Annotated in this window: 18 protein-coding genes; 13 read left to right on the forward strand and 5 right to left on the reverse strand. The window is 71.3% G+C overall.

Features of this window, described 5'->3' with window-relative positions; translation table 11 throughout:
* Positions 1-568: 568 nt before the first annotated feature.
* The gene (locus FJ309_09550) at positions 569-1,558 is read left to right on the forward strand and encodes a hypothetical protein (GenBank protein MBM3954842.1); all 990 of its coding nucleotides are present in this window, start codon (positions 569-571) and stop codon (positions 1,556-1,558) included.
* 49 nt (positions 1,559-1,607) lie between these two features.
* Here FJ309_09550 and FJ309_09555 read toward each other — a convergent pair whose 3' ends face one another.
* The 3 genes from FJ309_09555 to FJ309_09565 form a co-directional block, all read right to left on the reverse strand.
* On the reverse strand, positions 1,608-2,648 hold the full coding sequence (locus FJ309_09555) for a hypothetical protein (protein MBM3954843.1): 1,041 nt from the start codon (positions 2,646-2,648) through the stop codon (positions 1,608-1,610).
* A gap of 33 nt (positions 2,649-2,681) precedes the next feature.
* Positions 2,682-3,821 carry a glycosyltransferase gene (locus FJ309_09560; protein MBM3954844.1) on the reverse strand — a complete coding sequence of 380 codons (1,140 nt, stop codon included), beginning with the start codon at positions 3,819-3,821 and terminating at the stop codon, positions 2,682-2,684.
* Positions 3,822-4,013: 192 nt separating this feature from the next.
* The gene (locus FJ309_09565) at positions 4,014-5,723 is read right to left on the reverse strand and encodes an inorganic phosphate transporter (GenBank protein ID MBM3954845.1); all 1,710 of its coding nucleotides are present in this window, start codon (positions 5,721-5,723) and stop codon (positions 4,014-4,016) included.
* Here FJ309_09565 and FJ309_09570 point away from each other — a divergent pair.
* From FJ309_09570 to FJ309_09585, 4 genes are all read left to right on the forward strand, one after another.
* Positions 5,722-6,114 carry a 4a-hydroxytetrahydrobiopterin dehydratase gene (locus tag FJ309_09570; protein MBM3954846.1) on the forward strand — a complete coding sequence of 131 codons (393 nt, stop codon included), beginning with the start codon at positions 5,722-5,724 and terminating at the stop codon, positions 6,112-6,114. The genes FJ309_09565 and FJ309_09570 overlap by 2 nt on opposite strands.
* A gap of 383 nt (positions 6,115-6,497) precedes the next feature.
* The gene (locus FJ309_09575; protein MBM3954847.1) at positions 6,498-8,867 is read left to right on the forward strand and encodes a DUF2339 domain-containing protein; all 2,370 of its coding nucleotides are present in this window, start codon (positions 6,498-6,500) and stop codon (positions 8,865-8,867) included.
* Positions 8,750-9,136 (forward strand): DUF2339 domain-containing protein, encoded by a 387-nt coding sequence (locus FJ309_09580; protein ID MBM3954848.1) that lies wholly within the window; start codon positions 8,750-8,752, stop codon positions 9,134-9,136. The genes FJ309_09575 and FJ309_09580 overlap by 118 nt, the downstream gene beginning before the upstream one ends.
* Positions 9,133-10,602: a hypothetical protein gene (locus FJ309_09585; GenBank protein MBM3954849.1), complete on the forward strand. Its 1,470-nt coding sequence runs from the start codon at positions 9,133-9,135 to the stop codon at positions 10,600-10,602. The genes FJ309_09580 and FJ309_09585 overlap by 4 nt, the downstream gene beginning before the upstream one ends.
* A gap of 35 nt (positions 10,603-10,637) precedes the next feature.
* Here the strand turns inward: FJ309_09585 and FJ309_09590 are convergent, their stop codons facing one another.
* Entirely contained in the window at positions 10,638-11,669 is a 1,032-nt protein-coding gene (locus FJ309_09590; GenBank protein ID MBM3954850.1) for a TIM barrel protein, read from the reverse strand.
* Between the two features lie 137 nt (positions 11,670-11,806).
* Here FJ309_09590 and FJ309_09595 point away from each other — a divergent pair, with 137 nt between their 5' ends.
* The 7 genes from FJ309_09595 to FJ309_09625 all read left to right on the forward strand — a co-directional run bounded on the left by FJ309_09595 (position 11,807) and on the right by FJ309_09625 (position 20,369).
* On the forward strand, positions 11,807-12,874 hold the full coding sequence (locus tag FJ309_09595) for a hypothetical protein (GenBank protein ID MBM3954851.1): 1,068 nt from the start codon (positions 11,807-11,809) through the stop codon (positions 12,872-12,874).
* 26 nt (positions 12,875-12,900) lie between these two features.
* Positions 12,901-13,362, forward strand: coding sequence for a RidA family protein (locus FJ309_09600; protein ID MBM3954852.1), 462 nt, complete (start codon positions 12,901-12,903; stop codon positions 13,360-13,362).
* A 13-nt stretch (positions 13,363-13,375) separates the two neighbouring features.
* Positions 13,376-14,146: an NIPSNAP family protein gene (locus tag FJ309_09605; GenBank protein ID MBM3954853.1), complete on the forward strand. Its 771-nt coding sequence runs from the start codon at positions 13,376-13,378 to the stop codon at positions 14,144-14,146.
* Between the two features lie 100 nt (positions 14,147-14,246).
* The gene (locus FJ309_09610) at positions 14,247-15,467 is read left to right on the forward strand and encodes a VCBS repeat-containing protein (GenBank protein MBM3954854.1); all 1,221 of its coding nucleotides are present in this window, start codon (positions 14,247-14,249) and stop codon (positions 15,465-15,467) included.
* Positions 15,468-15,575: 108 nt separating this feature from the next.
* Entirely contained in the window at positions 15,576-18,668 is a 3,093-nt protein-coding gene (locus FJ309_09615; protein ID MBM3954855.1) for a valine--tRNA ligase, read from the forward strand.
* A 67-nt stretch (positions 18,669-18,735) separates the two neighbouring features.
* Positions 18,736-19,140 (forward strand): bifunctional nuclease family protein, encoded by a 405-nt coding sequence (locus tag FJ309_09620; protein ID MBM3954856.1) that lies wholly within the window; start codon positions 18,736-18,738, stop codon positions 19,138-19,140.
* Positions 19,141-19,313: 173 nt separating this feature from the next.
* Positions 19,314-20,369, forward strand: coding sequence for a low specificity L-threonine aldolase (locus FJ309_09625; protein MBM3954857.1), 1,056 nt, complete (start codon positions 19,314-19,316; stop codon positions 20,367-20,369).
* Positions 20,370-20,399: 30 nt separating this feature from the next.
* Here the strand turns inward: FJ309_09625 and FJ309_09630 are convergent, their stop codons facing one another.
* The gene (locus FJ309_09630; protein MBM3954858.1) at positions 20,400-21,146 is read right to left on the reverse strand and encodes a hypothetical protein; all 747 of its coding nucleotides are present in this window, start codon (positions 21,144-21,146) and stop codon (positions 20,400-20,402) included.
* A gap of 369 nt (positions 21,147-21,515) precedes the next feature.
* Between FJ309_09630 and FJ309_09635 the strand changes: the two genes are divergently transcribed.
* Positions 21,516-23,556 (forward strand): serine/threonine-protein kinase (locus FJ309_09635; protein ID MBM3954859.1); only part of this gene is annotated, 2,041 nt, incomplete at its 3' end.

Consider the following 23,556-nt stretch of genomic DNA (forward strand, 5'->3'; position numbering starts at 1 on the left):
GGGCCCCTGCCCCGGCGCCAACGGCGTGGCGGGGACGATCGCGCCGGCCGGGATCACGCCATCGAAGGCGAACGGCTCCCCGCCCGGGAACTCCGTGGCCAGGTGATCGGGCACGAGCGGTGCAACGCTGATGCCGCCGGGGAACACGCCGGGCGACTGGCCTCGAGCACTCGTGGCACCGGAGAGAACGACGAGGACGGCGACCACGCATGCGCTCCCTCGAGGGCACGGCGCCCGCGGCATCGATCGCTGGCAGCGCGCCGTCGGCGTCATGGCCATGGGAGGGAAACCCGCGCGCCGTCCTTCTGCGACTGCGAAAAGCCGGCGCAGGATCGGAATCCTGGGAAGTGGCGGACCGTAGCAAGGCGGGCGGACGGGGGTCAATTGCAGGCGGCGGGGGATGTCACGTGGCGGCGGTCGGGGGACATGGGCACCTTCGGTCCGGGCCGCCCGATCGTCAGGCTCAACCCGCGCCGCCACCCGATCCGATAGCAGGCCCTGGTCGGCGATCGGATCGTCGTCGGATCCCGGGGTCTTCGTCTCAACGCCCTCCTGTCGGAGCATCGCCATGCGCGTCTCGTCGGGTCTGCTCCTCGGCGCCTGCCTTGCCGGTGTGACGGCGGTGCCCGCGCCGGCGCAAGGAGTGCTCGCCAAAGCCCGCTATGCCAGTCCGGTGATCGCCGGAACGGTCGCCGGACTTGCGCTGCCGCTCCCGACCGCCACCGCGCCGGCCGTGCCCGCGGCGGCGCATGGCGGCGGCGACGGGTCGGTGAACATCGGCGCTGACGGCACCGTGACGTTCTCGCCCGGAGCGGTCGGCAGCGTGGACGGCGGCACCGTTTGCGTGATGCCGGCTCACCCTGGTGATCTGCCGGCGGGCGTTCCCGGTGGCGACGGCCCGCTGCTCACCAACATGCCGCTGCTGCCGGCGCCCGACGGGTTCGCGCCGCCGGACGGCCTCGTGCCCGACGTGGCGGTCACGGCCGTCGATGCCGCGGTCGCCGCTGCCGTCGCGCCCCAGGGCGGTCAGCAGGTGATCGCGGTCACCGGCACGCCGACGCCTGCGGCCCTGCTCCGCGCCGCCAACGCCGCCAATGCTGCCGCCGGCCAGGCAGGTGGCGAGGCCTCCGGGCTTGCCGCGCAGATCCGTGCCCAGGCGCGGGCCGTGGCCGGCACGTTTCGCAATCGCGCGAGCGGTGGCAAGACGATCGGTGCCGGAGTCGCTGCCTTCGGGATCCCCGCCGATGCCCGTCCACTCGGCGCCGCGCCGCGTGCGCCGGGAGTACCCGCCCCCGCGTCGGGGCCGGCGGCCGGGCTGCCGCGCGTCCATCTGCCGCATTCGGGGGCCGCCCCGGCCGGCCCGACGCCCCTGCCGAACACGCCCGCCGTCGCGGCCACCACCGCAGCGGGTGCCCAGGCGGCGGCGACCGCAGCCCCCGCCGCGCGGGCCGGCGTCGCTGCCGCGCTGGGGGGCACCGCCCGTGTCGTCGCGCCGGCGGGCGCCGCCGCTCCCCGGTGGCGCGACCGGTTCAGTTTCGCGTCGCCGCTGGGCCGCTGACACTTTGCCACCGGCGGGCAACGCCGCGATCCGGGGGGCCGATCGGGCCTCAGCGCCAATCGATGCTCCGAGACTCGATTCCCGCCAGCCGCGCGGTGGAGGCGTAGTCGCGAAGCCCCGCCGTCGCTCCCAGCCCGGTGACACAGCAGGCCGCCGCGGCCGCGCCGAGGAGGCCGGCCTCACGCGGGGCATGCCCGCGCAGCGTGCCGGTGAGGAGACCGGCAAGGAGGGAGTCTCCCGCGCCGGTCGTGTCGACGACCGGACCAGGGGCCGGCAGGCACGGAACCTCGACCCACTCTCCGTCGCGCGGGGAGAGGAGCGTGCCCCGGGCGCCGAGCTTCACGCCGACCACGCCTGCGGCACCGTGGCTGCGGTAGCAGGCGATGATCGAGCGCGGATCGTCGAGGCCGGTTTGGTGGCGCGCCTCGGCGAGGCTCGGAACGTACAGGTCGACCAGTGGCAGCGCCGGGGCGACGGTAGCCAGCAGCCCCCCGTCGCCGGCGGTCTCGAGGGCCACCAGACAGCCGGCTGACTTGACGATGGCCAGCGCCGCGGCCACGTCGCGCTCGAGCGCCGGCAGCAGGCCGACGTAGCCGATCACCGCCAGCCGCGCCGTGGCGAACCGTGCGGCGTGCCGGCGGAAGAAGCCGGCGTCGATCGCCGTCGGCGCGCCACCGTGATGGGCGAAGCTGCGCTCACCACCGGGGTCGATGAGCACGGCGGTGGTGCTCGTGGCTGCGTCGCCGACAGTCTCCACGGCCGCGACGTCGAGCCCCTCGGCCGCGAGCCGCGCGCGGATCAGCGTGCCCCAGGGATCGTCCCCGACGAGCGTCGCCGCTGCCACGCGCATCCCCAGCCGGGCCATCCCGATCCCGGTGTTGGCCACGATCCCGCCGGTGGTGACCTCGATCGGCCCGACGTGGAACAGTGTCCCCGAGCCGATCCCGGTGGCGAGCGGGACGGGGCGGACGAGGATGTCGGCGACACAGGTGCCGCAGACGATCGCGTCGAATGGTCGGCGGTCTGGCATCGCGAAGGATCTCACGCCATCGGGGGTACGGCGGTGGGGAGTCATGAACCGCCTCGTCATGCCGGCGGCTCACCGGGTCAGCCGACGCGATCCTCAATCGAACACCACGCACTGCGGTGCCGTGCCGCCGGAGACCAGCCACCGTTTCACTTCCAGCGCCTTTTGGCCGATGACGCGCCAGGAGAAGTCCGCCTTCATCCACTCCTGGCCGCGGCGCCCCATCGCGCGCCGTTCCTCCGTGGGGAGGGCCATCGCGTGGCGGAGGGCCGCCGCCATCGCCTCCGGACCGTGGGCGATCCACCAGCCGCAGCGACGGGTCTCGAGGCCTTCCCACGGCGCGCCCTTGGTGGAGATCACGGGGGTTCCGCAGACGAGGCTTTCCGCGACGGTCATCGCGAAGTTCTCGTTGAGCGTCGGCAACGCGAACAGTTCCGCGTCGACGAGGGCCTGGAGTTTGGCATCCTCGAACAGGGGGCCCGAGATCCCGAGGCGCTCGACGCCGAGGCTCGCCGCCAACCGCTCCAGTTCACCGGCATGGCCGTTCTCATCGGGGCCGATGATGTCCAACTCCCAGTCCGGGAACTGCTCCGACACCATCGCCCAGGCCTTCACGAGCCTGTCGAGCCCTTTCTTCGGGTGGATCCGGCCGATCGTGATCACCCGTTTCCGGGGCAGTGGGCGGCGCCGCGGCACGGTCACCGGCGGATCGATACCGTTGGGAATCAGCGCCGTCGGCTGCCGTAGGCCGAGGCGGCGGATCTCACGGTATTCCTCGTGGCAGGTGGCCCGGAAGCAGTCGACCTGGCCGAGGGTGTCCCACTGCCAGAGGTGCCATGCCACGCGCTTCTTGGCCCGCGAAAAGCGCAGCGCTGCAGGGCCGAGCATGCCGTGCGGCGAGAGCATCAACGGTCGGTCGAGCCGGCGCGCCACGTCTGCCGGGTAAATGTTGGGCAGCTGCCACAGGCCGTGGATGTGGTACAGGTCGATCGAGCGGTCGAAGAGCGCGTCGTGGAGATCACGCGAGCAGCCGAGACGACTGACAACCGGGATCTCGGCGTAGTCGGACGAAAAACGGCGGAGGTATCCTCCGGCGCGGTTCTCCGCGGGGTCGCCGAGGGTGTAGAGCCACGCGTCGACACCGAGCGATCGCATCACCGTCGCGAGGCGGTCCACCGAATAGGTCGTGCCCGCCGCCGGGTTGTCGATCGACGACACGCAGTGGATGACCTTCATGGTGTCCGGCCGCGATGCAGGGAAAATCGGGAGCGGGCCTCCCCTCGTGACCCCCAATCATAGGGAAGTCCGTAGCCGGCCTCCCCACGGCCTACCTTGCACGCCCGAAAGGTTGGGCATGATCGAGTGGACTCGAAGGCGGCAGCGATGGCTGCGGTTCGCGCCGGGAGGGGCCGTCGCTCCCCGCGGCGATCACGTCACCACGGTCGTCGCCAACCAGTAGAGCAACGCCGACAGCCCGATCACGGCCGGCAGCGTGAGCACCCAGGCAAGGGCGATCTTCCGGACGGTGTCGCGCTGGAGGCCGGCGCGCTCCGCCCACATCGTGCCGGCGACGCCGCTGGACAGGACGTGTGTCGTGCTCACCGGCATGTGGAACCGGTCGGCCATCCCGATCGTCGTGGCGGCGATCAACTCGGCGACCGCCCCTTGGGCGTAGGTGAGGTGCGATTTGCCGATCTTCTCGCCGACCGTGACCACGATCCGCTCCCAGCCGACCATCGTTCCCAGACCGAGGCACAGGGCGACGCCGAGCACGACCCACCAGGGAACGTATTCGACGGGCCGCGCCAGGTCCCTGGCGATCGCCTTGAGGTCGTCGCGGCGCTCGTGCGGGAGGAGGTGGCCGAATTCCCGCAGCAGCGTCCGCACCGTCGTGCCGAGCTCGACCAGTGCCGTCCGCACGCGCCAGCGCTGCTCGGGAGACAGTTCGGCGCTGCTCCCCGCCGTCCCCACCGTGTCGCGCAGCGCCGTCACCACCGGCAGCGGGTCGAGCGTGTCGAGGACCGGGTCGCCCCCTTCCAGCGGCTTGACCAGGCGATGGACCATATCGGACTCGAAGGATGCCTCCTGGGCCAGGGCCGCCGAACGCGACAGGCGCTCGACCCGGGCGTTGGCGACGTGGAGCTCCTTGAGGGCGTTCATCAGTGCCGCCAGGTCGGGGCGTGCCAGCTCGCCTTCGAGGCGCTTCGCGGCCGCGACCGCCTTGGTGAGGTCGCCATCGCGCGCCGCCGGGTCGAGCGCGTAGGTTGCGGGCAAGATCCCGATCAGGATCAACATCACCAGGCCCATCCCCTTCTGCCCGTCGTTGGAACCGTGCGCGAAGCTGACGCCGGTGCACGTCCCCACCAGCAGTGCCCTGACCCACCATGGCGGCGGCTCGTCGCCTGTCGGCGGTCGGAACAGCCGCGGCGAGTGGATCAGCGACCGGCACAGCCACAACAGGATCGCGGCGGCGAGAAAGCCGATCAGCGGCGAGAGCAACAGCGCCGTGATCACCTCGGTGACCTTGTGCCAGTTGACCCCCTTGAACGGCGAGCCACGCTCGAGCCAGGCATTCATCATCCCCACCCCCATGATCGAGCCGATCAGGGCGTGGGAGCTGGATGCCGGCAGCCCCTTGTACCAGGTGGCGAAGTTCCAGGTGATCGCCGACACCAGCAGCGCCAGGACCATCGCCAGGCCGCGCCCGGAACGGATGTCGACGAGGAGATCGACCGGGAGTAGGTGGACGATGCTGAACGCCACGCCGATACCGCCGGCATAGACGCCGATGAAGTTCCAGATCCCCGACCAGACGACCGCCGCGGTCGGCCGCAGGCTGCGGGTGTAGATCACCGTCGCCACGGCGTTGGCTGTGTCGTGGAAGCCGTTGATGCACTCGAAGGCGAACGCGATTCCGAGGGCGATCAGGAGGATCGCCAATTGGCCGGTCCCGAGCGAGCCGAGGGCCTCGAAAAATTCCATCGCGCGCTCCCCGAATCGGTCTCTTGGCCGAATCGATACCGTTTGCCACGGCACCCTAGCAGCGATCTGTGAGTACCGTGTGAGTGCCGGGGCTGGTCTGGAGCCGGCCGGCGGGGATAATGCCCCGGTTCGACGAACATGTCGGGAGGGATTCATGGACGATTGTCCGGTGAGGCCGGTCGGCGAGTTGGCAGGGGGGGCATGCGTGCCCTGCGAAGGGGGCGTGCCGCGTTACTCGGCCGAAGCGGCCGGCCGCCAGGTCGCGCTGTTTCCCGGCTGGCGGCTCACGCACGACGCCACGCGGATCCGCCGCGACTGGACCGCGCGGAGCTTCGTGGCGGCGATGGCATTCCTCAACCGCGTGGCCGACCTCGCCGAGGCCGAGCGCCACCATCCCGACGTGCACCTCGAGGGCTACCGGCAGGTGTGGATCGAGATCCACACGCACGCCATCGGCGGCTTGTCGGAAAACGACTTCATCCTCGCCGCCAAGATCGATGCCCTCGGGCCCCCCGACGCGCCGCGGCAGCGGGGCGAGGCTGGCTGAACGACCGCACACCGCCCCCTGCGTCCGGCACGGGCGGCGGGCCATGTGACTGCGACAGGTACTCGGGCGACATGGCTCGGGTTGTGTCGCCGAGGGGCACGCTTCGGGTTCTTGACCGAGCGCTGCCGAGTCCAGTGAGCGCGACATCTGCAGAGCCCGAGCTGAGGCTGAGTCCGCCGCGATGACCCACGGAAATACCGGATGGACCGGTCTTTGGGGCGTGTGGGGCTGTTTTTGTGCCGATGTTTTGGGGGTCCGGTTCGGGGATTCCCTGCGGCGTGACATTTCCGGCAGGCCGTCGCCCATGGGGATGGGACAGTCAGTGAGACGGTTCCCGCAGGAAGACAGTTCTCGAAGAGGCCCGCCGGGCCGGGGAGGAGACGATGGAAGTCCTGCTGCTCCTGGTGTGCGTGGGAGTCGTCGCGCTCTTCGTCCAGATCCTCAACACCCGACAGGACATCCGCGGGCTCATCACTGGTCAGGACCTGACCAATCGCGGGCTGAAGTGGGTGTCGGGCCAAGTCGAGCAGCTCGAACGCCTCCAGCGGTCAACGCTCGAGCGGCTCGACGCCCACGGTGGTCCCGCAGCGGGTCCCGGAGCTCCTTCCGAAGCTGGTCCCGGAGCCGAGTCGGCCGATTCCCCAGCGGTGGTGGCGACATCGCTCGCGGAATCGCGGCGCACGTCCGAGAGCGTCGTGCCTTCCGCAGCCTCGCCCACCGGGGTCGCGCCGGCCACGCCCGTGCCACTGGCAGCGGGTTGGGCCGCCGTGGTGGCTTCCCTGGCGACTCCGGTCGAGCATGCCGAGCCGGTGCTGCCTGCCATGACAGGCGACCCGGTGCTACCGGTCGTGTCGCGGTCGGTGACGCGGGCACGTGATTCGCGCCCACCGGAGTCGGCCGTCGTGCCGGCAGCGACTGCCTCAGCGTCGGCGGACGCACCGCGCGTCGCGCCGCGTGTCACGCCGCCACCGGCGCCCAGCCGGTTCGAACAGGCGGCTGCCGACGCGCTTGCCAAGATCCGGAACTGGATCATCGTCGGCGAGGAGCACGTGCCGGCCGGGATGTCGCGGGAGTACGCGATCGCCAGCCAGTGGCTGCTGCGCGTCGGGATCGTGATCGTCGTCGCCGCGCTCGGGTTCTTCCTCAAGTATTCGATCGACAACGGCTGGATCGGGCCGCTGGCGCGCGTGATGCTGACCGCGATCGCGGGCCTGTCGATGATCATCGGCGGCACCCGCCTCCTCGGAAAACGCTACGCCCTGATCGGCCAGGGGTTGATCGGCGGCGGCTTGGCGGCGCTGTATTTCGCCGTCTTCGCCGCCCACCAGTTCTTCGGCCTGATCGAGGCCGAGCCGGCGTTCGCGCTGTTGGCGGCGGTCACGCTGCTGGCCGGGTTCATCGCCGTCCGCTTCGATTCGATGCTCGTCGCCGTCCTGGGGATCATCGGCGGCTACGCGACGCCGTTCATGCTCCAGACCTCGGGCGTGGTGCTCCCCGCCCTGTCCGCGCACTACGACGACAGCCGGTTCGCCGAGGTGTTTCCGTTCCTCGTCGGCTTCTTCGCGCTGTTCTCGACCGCGACGTTCCTGTTCCAGTTCGTCCGTGGCCAGCGCGGCAACCTCCTCGACATCCTCGCGCTGTTGGTCAATGCCGGCGTGTTCTTCGCGGTCGGGGCGCGGATGATCGATGCCGCGTTCGGCCGGCAGTGGGTCGGGGCGCTGGCGTTGGCGTTGGCCGCATTCTACGCGCTACACGTCTCGATCATGCTCGGCCGCCGCCTCGTGGACCGCGAGCTGATCGTCACGTTCCTCGGCCTGTCGGCGCTGTTCCTGACGCTGACGATGCCGCTGGTGCTGTCCGCGGAGTGGGTCACGGCCAGCTGGGCGGTGCAGGCCGTGGTGATGCTGTGGATGGCCGACCGGATCGGCAGCCGGTTCCTCCGCTCGACGGCGGTCGTGGTCCTGGTGCTGGTGATAACGCGGTTCGGGTTCATCGACCTGCCGACGTCGTTCGGCGGCCGTGCCGTGCCGTTCGAGGAGATCACGCGCGCCGAGTTCCTCCGGCTCCTCGCCGGCCGGGTGGCATCGTTCGGGGTCCCGATCGCGGCCTTCGCCACGGCGGCCGGCCTGCTGCGGCGCGCCGCCGAGAACGGGGAACGCGGCGGGAGCGAGGGGCGGCTGGTGACCGCCGGCAACGACATCGGTCCCGGTGCCGACCGGGGCCTCGGGAGGGTCGGCGACGTGATCCTGATCGCGACTGCGGCGATGTTCGGCCTCTACGTCCACCTCGAGGTCGATCGCACCGTCGGCTTCCTCTACGATCCGTTGCGGCTGCCCCTGCGGACGGTGGTCTGGGTGGCGGGGGCGGCGGTGCTGCTGGCACAGGCGCGGCGCTGGAGCGGTGAACTGGCCGCACCGCTGTTCGTCGCCGTCCTCGTCGCCATCGGCGCCAAACTCGTGCTCTGGGACATGGCCGCCTGGGGCGCCTTCCGCGGCGCCGCGGCGGGGCCGGGCCACCCGGCCTACGTGTACACGGGGCCGTATTCGTTCGCCGCCGCGGCGTTCCGGGCGCTCGACTTCGGCGCCGTGGCGGGTTTCCTCGCGGCCACCATCGCCCTCCTCGGCACCCGCCGGCCGTGGGCGACGAAGAGGAGCGGGTGCACCGTCGCCGCGGTGGCGCTGGGCTGGCTGTGGAGCACGCTGGAGGTGAACTCGGCGCTGTACGAGTTTGCCCCGGGCTTCCGGGCGGGGTGACGATCGTCTGGGCGCTGTTCGCCCTCGCCTTGATCATCGCCGGGATCTCCCGTCGGCGGGCGGAGGTCCGCTACGCGGGGCTGGCGCTGTTCACGGTCGTGACCCTGAAGATCTTCTTACGGGACCTCGCCGAGCTCGACACGCTGTGGCGGATCGTGGCGTTCATCGTCCTCGGCCTGCTGTTCATCGCCGGGTCGTTCCTCTACCTGCGGTTCCGCGAGCGCGTCACCGGCGAGGATTCCCTCCCGAAACCCGAGGTGACTCGATGAGATCGTTCCCGGTGGCGGTCGCCCGGTCGGCGTGGCTCGCGGCGATCCTCTGCCAGGCGGCGGTCGCCGGCGACGTGGTCGGCGGCCTGCGCTTCCGCAGCGACCTCGCCGTGCCCCCCCGGTCGGCCGACGATCTGGTGGGGGTCCGGGTCGATGGCCCCGTCGCCGACGGCTGTGCGGAGCGGTTCGCCGACCTCCGGGTGATCGATTCCACAGGGCGCGAGGTGCCGTTCGTCCTTCGCACCGACACGGTCGTGACACAGCGCACCGTGCGCCTCACGTTCGCGCTCGGCGGCGTCGACCTCGAACCGCGCGACGACGGCGGGCTCGTGATCGCGTTCACGATCGATCCCGAGCGCCATCCCGAGCCGATCGCCGGATTCCGGATCGTCACTCCGCTGGTCAACTTCGAGCAGCGCGTGCGCCTCGATCGCCGGCAGGCCGACGGGGGCTGGAAGGCGCTCGTCGAGGAGGGGCTCCTCTGCGACTACACGCAGTGGATGGACGTGCGCAACTCCGAGATCACCGTGCCCGACGCGTGGCGCCGCGCTCCCGGGGGCACGTTTCGGATCACGATCGACGAGGCCACCGCCGAGCAGCGCTCGCAGGCGACCGAGGTCGTGCGCTCACTGGCCGCCGGGGTCGAGACGGCGGTCGAGGAACGGTTTCGGCTGGTTCGGCAGCCGTTTCGGATCGACAGCATCGAGGGCTGGTACGACGAGACGGTTGCCGACCGCCGCGCTGCCGACCCGGTCGCGCGCCGCGTCGAGACGTTCACCGTGACCGAGGATCCCACCGCGAAGGTCACCCGGATCGGATTCACGACCGGCGGCAGCCCTCTGACGGCGCTGCGGCTCGAGCTCGCCGACCGCAACATCGCCCGCGACGTTACCGTGACCGGGCCTGCCCCGCAGGCCGAGCCGGGGCGCCTGCCGCCGGCGCGGCCGGTGGTGGGTGGGGGCCGGATCGAGCGGCTCGACCTCCGCGGGCTCCAGCGCGAGCAGCTCACCGTGCCGATCCACTCCACGGTCCGTGGGCCGCTCGAGATCGTGATCGCCAACGGCGACAGCCCGCCGCCGCGGGTGACGGGAGTCGAGGCCCTCGGGCCGGCGGTCACCGCGGTGTTCATCGCCCGCCCCGGCGAAACCTACCGGCTCGCCTACGGGTTGCCGGCCGGAGCCACGCCGCTCCCGGCTCCACGGTACGACACGGCCGCGATCGAGGCGGCGCTCGCCGCCGGGCGACTGCCGACAACGGTCGCGCCCGGCGTGGCGGCGGAGGTCGCGGTGGCCCGGCCGGCGCCGGCGCCCGGCGCGGCGGTTCGCGACCTCACCGGCGATCCGTGGCTGCTGGGGGCCGTGATCGTCGCGCTGGCGATGGCGGTGCTCGTGGCGCTGGTGCAGGCTGTGCGGCGCATCGAGAACCTGCCCCCCGACGACGGGGATCGGCCGCGCGACGGGGTATGACGCCGGTCATGCGGGCCCGTGCCGGTCGGCGCGAATCACCCGAGCAGGTGCTCGAGGACGAGGCGCTCGAGGGCTTCGTAGTCGCGGGCGGCGATGCACTGCGCCGCCACGCTCTCCGGGAACGTCCGCGCCTTCTCGACGAGCTTGAGGAACACCGCCTTGCTCGTCGCCAGATGTGCCGCCGCCTTGTCCGCCGGCTGCGTGCGCTGCGCCTTGACGTCGAAGCCGACGTAGCCCGTCGACGCGAAGCCGGCCCTCTCGAGGACCCGGACCTGATCGAACGCGCCGCGCAGGTTGGCGGCGCCGAAGACCTTGTCTTGGTCGTACTTGAGGCCGTTCTGGTCGTTGAGATGGACCCCCCAGAGCTTGCCGGCGGCGAGCGCGAACCCCATTTCGTCAGAGGGGTCGAGGCCGGCGAGGATCGCGTGGGCGCTCTCGATGAGCACGCCGACGCGCGCCGGATCGGCACACCGCGCGCCGAGTGCCAGCGCGTGGCCGATCGTCGGCAGGAAGGCGGTGTCGACCGGCTCGTTGGGCTTGGGCTCGATCGCGATCTTCACCGTCGGGCTCGCCGACAGCATCGCGTCGATCGCGGCGATCAGCTGCCGTGAGGCGGTGACCGGGTCCTTGCTCTCGCGGACCCCCGTCCCCTCGCGCGCCGGCCACATCACCATCAGCTCCGTGCCCAACGCCATCGCCACGTCGACGGCGCGCTTCGAGCGCTCGATCGCCCACGTCCGTGCCGCTGGATCGTTGGCGGTGTAGCCGCCGTCGACGCCGAGCGGATGCTCCCAGAGACGGGCGGCGACGAACTCCGCCACCAGCCCCATCCCCTGGAGCTTCTTCCGCATCGACTCGGCCGCCTTCGTGATCTGGGCCGGCGACAGATCCTCGAGGTCGGGAACGGCGTCGTCGTCGTGGAACTGGATGGCGTGGAAGCCGAGGTCGACCGCCGTCCGCAGCACGTCGTCGAAGGCGACGGCAGGACGGACCGGCGGGCCGAAGGGATCGGCGCCGCGGCCGAGGTTCCAGGGGCCGACGGAGAAGCGGTACTCGGCGGAAGCCATGGCGTTGGTTCCCGGGGTGGGCCGCGGGGCACGGCGCCGCGGCGGGTGGACAGGGCGACAGTCTACCGCGACGATGGCGGGCCCGGAGGCGGCATCCCGCCGCCGGCGATTCCCTCCCCCGCCCCGGCCGGCCCCCGATGCACACCCCCGCGGTCACCAAGTCGCTCGACGTCAAGCTCGCCCGGATCGTCGCCGATCCCTCGTGCCGCGACTTCATCCTCGCCGACGCCAAGGACGCCGACATGGCGTTCGGCCTGTCGGCACCGGGGGTCAAGCCAAGCGGGACCGTCGAACACGGGCCCTTTTTCTCGATCGCCGACTACCGGGAGAACATCCGCCGGCTCGTCGCCCAGGGGCTGCTCGACATCATGCTCATGAGCGCGAGCACGGCCGAGATCGTCGCGCTCGACGAGGGGCTGTTCACCACCAGCCACGTCACGCCGGCGGTGCGGATGAACGACACCACCGACATCTGGCTGGCGGCGGGCAGCGGCGGCTACACGCGCCAGCCCGCCCTCCCCTTCTCGACCGTCACGATCCCGCAGGCCCAGTGCGGCCGGGTCGACTGCCGCCACGCCGACATCGGCCGCGGCGTGAACCTGGGGCTGTTCTCGCTGACCCTCAACGACGACGCCGCGCTCGACCGGGCGATGCTCGAGGCCTACCGCGCGTTTCGCCTCGAGGCGGAGCGTCACTCGTTCCGCCACTTCCTCGAGGTCTTCTATCCCAACGCGCTGGGACGCGTGCCGGGCAAGGCCGCCGACGAGCGCCCGCGCGACGTCGCCAGGTTCCTCGCCGACCACGTCGCCCGGGCGCTGGCGGGCGTGCCGCGTGCCGGACGGCCGATCTTCCTCAAGATCCCCTACCTCGGCCCCGAGGTCACCGAGCAGCTCGCCGCCTACGACCGGTCGGTCGTCGTCGGGATCCTCGGCGGCTCGGCCGGCACGACGCACGACGCGTTCGCGCTGGTCGAGCAGGCCAAGGCGCACGGCGCCCGCGTCGCCCTGTTCGGCCGGAAGATCAACGCCGCCGACAACCAGCTCCTGTTCGTCGAGCACCTCCGCCGCGTCGCCGACGGCGACCTGCCGGCGGCCGAGGGGGTCCGGGCCTACCATGGCGCCCTCCAGGCGCGGTCGATCCGGCCGCGGCGGAGCCTCGACGACGACATGGCCCTCACCCCCACCGCCCAGGCCTACGGCGGCTGATCCCCGTCACGCCCACGAGGCTCACCATGACCCCTTCGCAGCGGCTCGAGGCCCTCGGCGTCGCGCTCCCGCCGGCGCCCAAGGCGATCGGCGCCTACGTGCCGACGCTCCTCCACGGCGGGCAGCTGCTCACGTCGGGGCATCTGCCGCTCCTGCCCGACGGCACGCTCATCCGCGGCAAGGTCGGCGCCGATCTGGATCTCGCCGCCGGCAAGGCGGCGGCCCGGCAGGCGGGGTTGGCGATCGTCGCGAGCGTGATCGCGGCCGTCGGCAGCGTCGATCGGGTCGCCCGGGTGGTGAAGGTGCTGGGGCTGGTCAATTCAGCCCCCGACTTCCTCTCGCATCCGGCGGTCGTCAACGGCGCGAGCGAATTGTTCGCCGAGATCTGGGGCCCCGACGCGGGCGTCGGCGTGCGGAGCAGCGTCGGCGTCGGCTCGTTGCCCGAGGGAGTGCCGGTGGAGATCGAGGTGGTGTTCGACGTGGCATGAGGGGAGGACCGGGATGCGAAGCGCATGGGCGGCGATCGTGGTGGCGGGGATGATGGCGGCGGGCGCGGCAGCCCACGCCGGCGATGGGCGTCTCTACGAGATGCGCGTCTACTACGCGGCCGAGGGGAAGCTCGAGGCGCTCCACGCCCGGTTCCGCGACCACACCGTCGCCCTGTTCGCCAAGCACGGCATGACCAACGTCGGCTACTTCGTGCCGGCCGGCGACAACCCGCAGCGCAAGCTCGTCTACTTCCTCTCGTTCCCCGACCGGGCGGCGCGCGACGCGGCGTTCAAGGCGTTCGGCGCCGACCCGGCCTGGGAGGCGGCGCGGAGCGCGTCGGAGAAGGACGGCAAGATCGTCGACCGGATCGAATCGACGTTTCTCGTCACCACCGACTATTCGCCGGCGCTCGCCGTCCCCGAGTCGAAGGCCCCCCGCGCCTTCGAGCTGCGCACCTACCGGGCCACGCCGGGCAACCTGCCGGCCCTCAACGCCCGGTTCCGCGACCACACGATGAAGCTGTTCGCCCACCACGGGATGAACAACCTCGTCTACTGGAACGTCGCCCCGGGGAATCCGCAGGCCGAAACGCTGCTGGTCTATCTGTTGACCCACGCCACCGAGGACAAGGCCAAGGCGTCGTTCGCGGCGTTCCGCCAGGACCCGGAGTGGCTCGCCGCCCGGAAGGCCTCCGAGGAGAAGGCGGGGGGCTCGCTCACCGAGGCGAAGGACGGCGTGGTCAGCGAGTTTCTCGTGCCGACCGACTATTCACCGCTCAAGTGAGGCAGAGCCGGGCGTGACCGCCCCGCGCGGGGACGATAGTTTGGCGTGACCGATTCCCGCCGGCGACCCGGCCGGCGGACGAACCCTCAGGGAGGTGCCGATGCAGATCGCACGCGGATCAAGAAGCGCCGGGCTGGCGGCGTGGGGACTCGTGCTGGCGGGAGTCACGGCGACCGCCCGCGCCGAGACGGCGCCAGGATTCGAGCGCTTCCTGCTCACCGAGGCGTTCCACGCCGAGGCGGCAGGGATCGGCGACTTCGACGGCGACGGCCACGGCGACGTCGTCTACGGGCCGTATTGGTACGCCGGCCCCGACTTCAAGGCGCGGTTCGAGATCTACGCGCCAAAGGACTTCGATCCCAACCAGTACTCCAACAACTTCATGACCGCCGTGGCCGACGTCGATGCCGACGGCAAGCCCGACGTGCTGGTCAACGAGTGGCCGGGCAAGGAGGTCAACTGGTTCAAGAACCCCGGCGGCCGTGCCGGCGGCTGGACGAAGCACCTCGTCCACCCGGTGGTCGACAACGAATCCCCCGACTGGCTCGACGTCACCGGTGACGGCCGGGGCGAGCTCGTGTTCCACACCGGCGGTGTGCTCGGTTTCGCGCAACCCGCCGACACGACCGGCACCGAACGGTGGGCGTTCCGCCCCTGCTCGGAGAAGGAGCCATGGGGGCAGTACCAGCACGGCCTCGGCGTCGGCGACGTCAATGGCGACGGCCGCCCCGACCTGCTGATGGCGGGGGGCTGGTGGGAGCAGCCGGCGCCGGTCGCGGCCGGGCAGACACCGCCGGTCTGGAAGAAGCATCCGTTCGCGTTCGGCAGCGGCGGGGCGCAGATGCACTGCTCCGACGTCGACGGCGACGCCGACGCCGACGTCGTCACGAGCCTCGTCGCCCACGGCTACGGTCTGGCGTGGTTCGAGCAGGTGAAGAAGGAGGGGGCGATCGATTTCGTGCCCCACATGATCCTGCCCGCCGAGGGGGACAAGGGGCTCGACGGCGTGCAGTTCTCGCAGCTCCACTCCGTGGCGATGGCCGACATGGACGGCGACGGCCTCGAGGACATCGTCACCGGCAAGCGCTTCTGGGCCCACGGTCCGAAGGGGGATCCCGACCCGGGCGGGACCCCGTTCCTCTACTGGTTCAAGCTCGGCCGCAAGGACGGCACGGCCACCTGGACGGCCCACCGGATCGACGATGCCTCGGGTGTCGGCACGCAGGTGGCCGTCGGCGATCTCAATGGCGACGGCCGCCCCGACATCGCCGTGGGCAACAAGAAGGGGGGCTTCGTCTTCGTCCAGAGGCCGAAGGGGTGACAGTGCGATGATGGCGCGCTTGGCCGCGATCGATCCGATGCACGTTGCCCGGGGAAGGGAGGAACCGCTACAAGAGCGGTCTTTTCCCAAGTGGTCCATCTGACACCGATGCACGAGCTCCCCAAGCACTACGACCACCGCGCCGCGCAGGAGCGCTGCCAGCGCCTCTGGGACGCCGGTCGCCTCTGGCACGCCGAGCCCCGGCCCGCCCCCGGCCAGCGCGTGTTTTCGATCGTCATCCCGCCGCCCAACGTGACCGGTGCGCTCCACCTCGGGCACGCCCTCAACAACACGCTCCAAGACGTGCTCGTGCGGACGCGGCGGATGCAGGGCTGCCTGACCCTGTGGATGCCCGGCACCGACCACGCCGGGATCGCCACGCAGGCGGTCGTCGAGAAGCGCCTCTTCGAGGAGGAGAAGCGCACGCGCCACGACCTCGGGCGCGAGAAGCTCGTCGGGCGGATCTGGGCCTGGAAGGACCAGTACGAAAAGCGGATCCTCGGCCAGCTCCGTGAACTGGGCGCCAGCTGCGACTGGGAGCGGACGCGCTTCACGCTCGACGAGCAGTGCGCCCGCGCGGTGCGCGAGGCGTTCCTCCGCCTCTTCCGCCGCGGCCTCGTCCACCGCGGCAAGCGGCTCGTCAACTGGGACACCTTCCTGCAGACGGCGATCAGCGACGACGAGGTGTTTCACGAGACGGTCAAGGGGCACTTCTGGCACGTCCGCTACGACGTCATCGACCCGCGCCCCGGTGAGCCGACGAGCGTCACGGTGGCGACGACGCGTCCCGAAACCCTCCTCGGCGACACCGCCGTCGCCGTCCACCCCGAGCCGGCCCGCGCGCTCAACGAGACGGAAGCCGCCCTCCGTTCGAAGCGTGCCGAGGCCGCAGCCAAAGACGCGCCCGCGCTCGACGCCGAGCTCGACGAGCTCGGGCGGCGCCGCCGCGACCTCCTCCCCGGGCTCGAGCGCCTCGCGGCGATGGCGCGCGACGGCCGCCAGGTGCGCCTGCCGCTGGCCGGCCGGACGATTCCGCTGGTCGCCGACGCCTGGGCCAAGCCCGAACTGGGGAGCGGCTGCGTGAAGATCACGCCGGCCCACGACCACAATGACTACGAGGTCGGCAAGCGCCAGGGGCTGCCCCTGCTCAACATCCTCGAGCCCGACGGGCGCCTGTCGGCTGCCGCCGGGGCCTATGCCGGCCTGTCGATCCAGCAGGCGCGCGCGAAGGTGGTCGCCGATCTCGAGGCCCTCGGGCAGGTGGAGTCGGTGGAGGACCGGATCATCGAGCTGGCCCACTCCGACCGCTCGAAGACGCCGATCGAGCCCTACCTTGCCGACCAGTGGTTCATCCGGATGGCCGAGCTGGCCCAGCCGGCGCTCGACGCCGTGACGGGCGGCGCGGTGCGGATCGTGCCCGAGCGCTACGCCAAGAGCTACGTCGACTGGCTGAGCGAAAAGCGCGACTGGCCGGTGGGGCGGCAGTTGTGGTGGGGCCACCGGATCCCGATCTGGCAGATCGACGGCGTCGCCGAGGCCGACCTCGCCGCGGCATTCGCCGGGCGCGACGACGTCGCCTGGCAGCCCGACGGCGCCGGGGGATGGTTCGTCTGCTCGTCGGCCGACCCGCTCGGCGTCGAGCGCGTCGCGGGGCGCGACCTCGTCCAGGAGCCCGACGTCCTCGACACCTGGTTCTCGTCGGCGCTGTGGCCCCATTCCACGCTCGGCTGGCCCGACGCCACGCCCGAGCTGGCCTGCTTCTATCCGACCTCCACGCTGGTCACCAGCCGCGACATCCTCACGCTGTGGGTGGCGCGGATGGTGATCATGGGGCTGTTCGACACCGGGAAGATCCCCTTCTCCGAGGTCGTCATCCACCCCAAGATCCTCGACCGCTACGGCGAGGGGATGAGCAAGAGCAAGGGCAACGGCGTCGACCCGCTCGACGTCATCGACCTGCTCGGGGCCGACGCGCTCCGCTTCGGGATGGTGAGCATGGCGACCGAGACGCAGGACGTGCGGATGCCGGTGATGTTCCAGTGCCCGGCGTGCGACATGCGGATCGACCAGACCACCGCCAACCGGATGCTTCCCGCCATCGAGTGCCCGCGCTGCAAGAAGAGCTTCAAGACGCAGTGGGCCCAGGCGGAGCCCGACGTGGCGCTGCCGCGCGGCCCGGCGGTGAGCGAGAAATTCGAGGCCGGCCGCAACTTCTCCAACAAGCTCTGGAACGCGACGCGCTTCGTCCTCATGAACCTCGCCGACGCCGACGGCGCCGATCCCTACGCCGGCGCCGATTGGTCGGCGCCGGGGGCGCTCGTGCCCGAGTCCCTCGAGGATCGCTGGCTCGCCAGCCGGCTGGCGACGGTCAGCCGCGAAGTGACCGCCGCGATCGACGAGGCGCGGTTCGCCGAGGCGGGGCGGCTGCTGTATGCGTTTGCCTGGGACGAGTTTTGCAGCGCCTACCTCGAGCTGTGCAAGGCGCGGCTCGCCGACCCGGCCGCGCGCGACCGCACGCGGGGAATGCTCGTGGTCGCCCTCGACACGATCCTCCGCCTCCTCCATCCGATCATGCCGTTTCTCACCGAGGAGATCTGGCAGCATCTCCGCGAGGCCTTGCCGGCGCGGCGCCTCCCCTGGGACGGCGGTCGGGCGCCGGCCGAGTCGATCATGGTGGCACGGTGGCCGGAGCCGCCGGCGGCGTGGATCGACGAGGCGACCGAGGCACGCTTTGGCACGTTCCTCGCCGTGGTGGGCGCGATCCGCGAGATCCGCGCCCGGCAGAACGTGCCGCCGAAGACGCGCGTCCCCGTGGTGATCCGCGTTGGCAGCGACACCGCCGCGCTCCTCCAGCCGCTGGCGGGGGCGCTCGAGGGCATGGCGACGGCCCGGCTCGTGGCCCTTGGTCCGGAGGCGACCGGTGCCCCGGGGGCGGCGCTGGCCAGTGCCGCCGGCTGCGAGATCCACGTCGACCTGGCGGAGCTCGTCGATGTCGGTGCCGAGACGGCCCGCCTCGAGAAGGAGATCGAGATCTGCACCAAGAGCATCGCCGGCAAGCGCGCCATGCTCGACAACGAGGGATTCGTGTCGCGGGCCAAGCCGGAGAAGGTGGCCGAGGAGCGGGCCCGGCTGGCGGAACTGGAGGAGAAGCTCGCCAAGGCTGTGGCCGCCCGGGCGGCGCTGGTCGCCCGGAAGGGCTGACCTGGCCCGATCGGGGTGGTCCTCGGGGTATGATGGAAGTGTCCTACCTCACCCCGGAGGAGTCCCGATGAGCGTGCAGATGGAGCTCTCGCGGATCATCATCAGCGAGATCAACGACCAGCAGGTGGTGTATCTCAAGGAGGTCGACGGGGAGCGGACGTTTCCGATCCTCATCGGCCTGTTCGAGGCGACGAGCATCGACCGCCGCGTGAAGCACCATTCCTCGCCGCGGCCGCTGACCCACGACCTGCTCGTGGCCGTGGTGGAATCGCTCGGGGGGGAGTTTCAGGACGTCGTCATCAGCGAGCTCAAGGACCACACCTACTACGCCATGATCCGGATCCGCCGCGACGGCGAACTGCTGGAGATCGATTCGCGCCCTTCCGACGCGATCGCCGTGGCGGTGACCTGCGATCCGAATCTGCCGATCTACGTCTCCGAGGATGTCCTCGCCGACGTCCTCGGCGGCTGACCCTCGGCCGCACCGCACCGGGCCGCGGCGTGACTCGCGTGCGTTCCGCCGCGGCGACATGCTGACGCCGCCTGCTTTCGCTCGATCTTCGGAGGCCCATCGTGGCGCGTGTCCCTGCTCTCGCCCCGTCGTCGGCCGCCGATCCGCGCCTCGGTGGCGGGCCGGTCGCCGCCCTGCCCACAGCCGCCGGCGGGGACGTCGTTCCCGGGTGTCAGTTTGCCAGCGACAACACCGCCGGCATCTGCCCCGAGGCGTTGGCGGCGCTCGAGCGGGCCAATGCCGGCAGCGTGCCGAGCTACGGCGACGACCCCTGGACGACGCGCGCCTGCGACGCGATCCGCGAGCTGTTCGAGCACGACGCCGACGTGTTTTTCGTCTTCAACGGCACCGCGGCCAACGCCCTGGCGCTGGCTGCCGCCTGCCGGAGTCACCACGCGATCCTGTGCCACGAGATCGCCCACGTCGAGGCCGACGAGTGCGGGGCACCGGCGTTTTTCGCACCTGGCACGAAGCTCCTGCTGCTGCCGGGCGAGGGGGCGAAGCTCCGCCCCGACTCGATCCGTGCTGCCGCCGAGCGCCGCCGCGACATCCACTACTCCAAGCCGCGCGCCGTGAGCGTGACGCAGGCCACGGAACTGTCGACCATCTATTCGCCCGACGAGATCGCGGCGATCGGCGCGACCTGCCGTGAGCTCGGCCTCGCCCTCCACATGGACGGGGCCCGATTCGCCAACGCCGTCGCCGCGCTTGGCGTCGCCCCCAAGGCGATCACGTGGCAGGCCGGCGTCGACGTGCTCTGCCTGGGCGGCACGAAAAACGGCATCGCGGTCGGCGAGGCGGTGGTGTTTTTCGACAAGCAGCTCGCCGCCGACTTCGCCTGGCGCTGCAAGCAGGCGGGGCAGTTGGCGTCGAAGATGCGCTACGTCTCGGCCCCGTGGGTCGGTCTGGTCGAACAGGGCGTGTGGCTTGCCAACGCGCGGCGGGCCAACGCCGCGGCCGCGCGGCTCGAGGCCGGCTTCCGCACGGTCGCCGGAATCGACGTCCTCGGGGCTCGCGCTGCCAACGCGCTGTTCGTGCGTCTCTCCCCCGCGATCGCCGCCCACCTCCGCGGCCGCGGCTGGAGATTCTACGAGTTTCCCGGTTCCGGCGGGCAGCGCTTCATGTGCTCGTGGGCGACGACCGACGCCGAGGTCGACGCGCTCGTCGCCGACGCCCGGGCCGCGTCGTAGCACGTCCCGGGCGTCGGCCACCTGCGTCCGTCAGACCGCTGCCCTTCGGCTCCGCCGCTGAGCGACGCAGGCCAGGCAGCCGACCACGAGTGCCAGCACAGGCGCGGCCGACCCCGGATCGATCTCCGGCACCATGGCCTGTGTGTAGGTGTTGGACACACCATCGAGCTGGCCGAATTGGCCGAGGACGATCGTGTCGCGCACCCAGACCTGCGTCGGATCACCGGCCAGCGGCACCGGCCCGGCGGGGCTGCCATTGACGCTCGTCAGCGCCGCGAGATTTCCTGCCCCGGCGGTGCCCGATTGGAACAGCGAAAACGTGCTGTACACGTCCTTGTAGACCGTCACCGTATCCACGAGGTGGACGGTGTCGAGGGCGACCGTGCTCAGGTGGTACGGCGACGACGGGATGACGTCGACGCGGTAGCCGAGCGTGTAGGTCCCCCCCGGCACGAGGTTGCCGAGGTTCTGCAACGACAGCGAATGGACGTTGCCGATCAGGCTGTCGACGACCTTGATGCTTTCCGGCCCGCCCGTACCGGTCATTACGAAGCCCGACTGATCGAGATACGTGAAGCTCTTGTCGTCGAGCGTCCACGTCCCCGGGGGATTCCCGGCCGTGGAGCCACTGCTGAACGTGAGGATGTTGCCGATCTGGAGGATGCCGCCGCGCGCGGCTCCCGTGGTGACAACCAACAGTGCCACGCCGAGCGCGGCTCCGAGACTCCGCCGGCGCGACCGGCCGGCGAGAAGGGAAAACGTCGTCTTCAACCGCATGGTGATCATCTCCGGAAAGGGAAAAACCACGACACCGTCTGTCGGGCGATCCCTGCCGGAAACGCTCAGGCCGAGGCCGAGGCCCCGACCCGTGCGGCCAAACGCTCGTCGCGCCCTGGCCGCAAGGCAACCGTAGAACTGTCCCCCGCCGCGGGCAAGGGCCGCCAACCGGCGGCGAGTCTTGCAACACCCCGCCGCATGTTCGGCGGCTCGCACATGCGTATCGCGCGCGGACACGCCGCCGAAGCTGGCAGACGGGAGCGACTGTCCGGTTAGTCACCCCCCTGACCGTGCGGTACACTCCGATCTGGATCGCGTCTGCCCGCGCTCTCGCCAGCCGGTCGGTCGCTTCCCGCAGGGATTGCCGACGTGACGCCCGATCCCGAACAGGTCGCCGCCGTTGCCGCGCGGATCACCGATCCGGTTCTCCGCGAGCGCTTCACCAGCGCCGTGTCGCGCGGCGAAGCGCTGTCCACCGAAGAGTTATTGCGCATCCTCAGCACCTGCGCCGACCGAGACTGGCAGGGGCTCGTCATTGGCTGGGTGAAGCCGGAGAGCGCTCGTCGCAGCGACATCGAGCGGTTGCTGTCGGTCGGCGCCGTCGAGAGCGACGACCTCCTCGACGGCCGCCTCGACGACCATGCCGAGACCGGCGCGGGGGCTCTCACCGGGCCCGGCGCGGTGCCGCAGGCGAAGCGGTCTACGGTCGACCGCGACGAGGGCGCTTCCCCGTCGCGACCGGAGCGGATCGGCCGGTATCGGATCCTCCGCTATGTCGGCGGGGGTGGCTTCGGCCATGTCTGGCAGGGGTGGGACGACGACCTCGACCGGCCGGTGGCGGTCAAGGTGCCCAACGCCAGGAGGATCGGCGACACCGCGGCGGTCGACAGCTTCCTCGCCGAGGCGCGGCAGGCGGCGGCGCTGGCCCACCCGCATCTGGTGCCGGTCTACGAGGTCGGCCGCGACGGCGACGGGGGGATGTTCATCGTCAGCCAGTTCATCAACGGGTTCACGCTCCGCCAGCGTCTCGACCAGGGCCCGGTGCCCGCCGCCGAGGCGGCCCGGCTCGTGGCCACGGTCGCGCGGGCGCTGCACCATGCCCACACGCAGGGGGCGGGGCTGATCCACCGCGACGTCAAGCCGGCCAACATCCTCATCGACGAGGCCACCGGCGCCCCGTTCCTGGCCGACTTCGGCTTGGCGATCGCGCAGACCCGGTCGCTGGCTGAAAACGACGTCGCCGGCACGCCCGCCTACATGAGCCCCGAGCAGACGAAGGGGGAAATCCTCGATCGGCGCAGCGACGTCTTTTCGTTGGGAGCGGTGCTCTACGAGCTGCTCACGCGCGGCAAGGCCTTTTCCGGCGCCTCGACCCACGAGATCCTCGCCGCCGTCGCCCGCGCCCGGCCGGTGCCGCCGCGCGACTGCGACCCGACGATTCCCGGCGAGCTCGAACGGATCTGCCTGTGCGCGCTGGCCCAGGCGAAATCGGCGCGCTACCAGTCGGCCGCGCTGTTTGCCGACGACCTCGACGCCTGGCTCGGCGAGCGCTCCACGACGGCCACCGCCGAAGCCGACGCACCGGTCGTGCCCAAGGGGCTCCGCAGTTTCGACGGCGACGACGCCCGGTTCTTCCTCCAGCTCCTCCCCGGCCCGCGCGGCCGCGACGGCCTCCCCGAGAGCATCCGCTTCTGGAAGACGCGCTTCGACGAGACCGACCCCGACAAGACCTTCGCGATCGGCCTGCTCTACGGCCCGAGCGGCTGCGGCAAATCGTCGCTGGTCAAGGCGGGCATCGTGCCGCGGCTCGGCCCGGGCGTACGGGCGATCGTCCTCGAAGCCTCCGCCGACGACACCGAGTCGCGGCTCCTCAAGGCGCTGCGCAAAGCCGTTCCCGCCCTGCCGGCCGAGGGCGGGTTGCTCGCGGCGCTGGCGCGGGTCCGCGACATCGCCAGCGGCAAGGTGGTGATCGTGCTCGATCAATTCGAGCAGTGGCTCCAGGCCCACCCCGATCCTGCCGACACCGACCTGGTGGGGGGGCTACGGCAGTGCGACGGAGCGAAGCTCCAGGCGCTGGTCCTTGTGCGCGACGATTTCGGCCTGGCCGCCAATCGGTTCATGGACGCGGTCGAGACGCGGATCGAGCAGGGGCGAAATTACGCCACGATCGATTCCTTCCCGACCGACCACGCCCGCGACGTGCTCGTGCGCTTTGGCCAGGGGCTCGGCCGGCTGCCGCGCCTGGCGACGAGCTTTTCCGATGATGAGAAGGCGTTCGTCGATCAGGCAATCGCCGGGCTGGCCGGCGACGAAAAGCGCGTGGTGCCCGTCCAGCTCGCGCTGTTTGCCGATCTCGTCAAGTCGCGCCCCTGGACACCGGCCACGCTCGACAGCCTCGGTGAGACGGCCG

The sequence above is a fragment of the Planctomycetota bacterium genome, from assembly GCA_016872555.1.
Classification (GTDB): Bacteria; Planctomycetota; Planctomycetia; order Pirellulales; family UBA1268; genus F1-20-MAGs016.

Excerpts from the sequence above, each read along its gene's own strand:
- FJ309_09615 (MBM3954855.1), top strand. The coding sequence starts at position 15,576 with ATGCACGAGCTCCCCAAGCACTACGACCACCGCGCCGCGCAGGAGCGC.
- FJ309_09620 (MBM3954856.1), top strand. The coding sequence starts at position 18,736 with ATGAGCGTGCAGATGGAGCTCTCGCGGATCATCATCAGCGAGATCAAC.
- FJ309_09575 (MBM3954847.1), top strand. The coding sequence starts at position 6,498 with ATGGAAGTCCTGCTGCTCCTGGTGTGCGTGGGAGTCGTCGCGCTCTTC.
- FJ309_09565 (MBM3954845.1), bottom strand. The coding sequence starts at position 5,723 with ATGAATCCCTCCCGACATGTTCGTCGAACCGGGGCATTATCCCCGCCG.
- FJ309_09630 (MBM3954858.1), bottom strand. The coding sequence starts at position 21,146 with ATGCGGTTGAAGACGACGTTTTCCCTTCTCGCCGGCCGGTCGCGCCGG.
- FJ309_09570 (MBM3954846.1), top strand. The coding sequence starts at position 5,722 with ATGGACGATTGTCCGGTGAGGCCGGTCGGCGAGTTGGCAGGGGGGGCA.
- FJ309_09605 (MBM3954853.1), top strand. The coding sequence starts at position 13,376 with ATGCGAAGCGCATGGGCGGCGATCGTGGTGGCGGGGATGATGGCGGCG.
- FJ309_09600 (MBM3954852.1), top strand. The coding sequence starts at position 12,901 with ATGACCCCTTCGCAGCGGCTCGAGGCCCTCGGCGTCGCGCTCCCGCCG.
- FJ309_09610 (MBM3954854.1), top strand. The coding sequence starts at position 14,247 with ATGCAGATCGCACGCGGATCAAGAAGCGCCGGGCTGGCGGCGTGGGGA.
- FJ309_09595 (MBM3954851.1), top strand. The coding sequence starts at position 11,807 with ATGCACACCCCCGCGGTCACCAAGTCGCTCGACGTCAAGCTCGCCCGG.
- FJ309_09550 (MBM3954842.1), top strand. The coding sequence starts at position 569 with ATGCGCGTCTCGTCGGGTCTGCTCCTCGGCGCCTGCCTTGCCGGTGTG.
- FJ309_09590 (MBM3954850.1), bottom strand. The coding sequence starts at position 11,669 with ATGGCTTCCGCCGAGTACCGCTTCTCCGTCGGCCCCTGGAACCTCGGC.
- FJ309_09555 (MBM3954843.1), bottom strand. The coding sequence starts at position 2,648 with ATGACGAGGCGGTTCATGACTCCCCACCGCCGTACCCCCGATGGCGTG.
- FJ309_09585 (MBM3954849.1), top strand. The coding sequence starts at position 9,133 with ATGAGATCGTTCCCGGTGGCGGTCGCCCGGTCGGCGTGGCTCGCGGCG.
- FJ309_09560 (MBM3954844.1), bottom strand. The coding sequence starts at position 3,821 with ATGAAGGTCATCCACTGCGTGTCGTCGATCGACAACCCGGCGGCGGGC.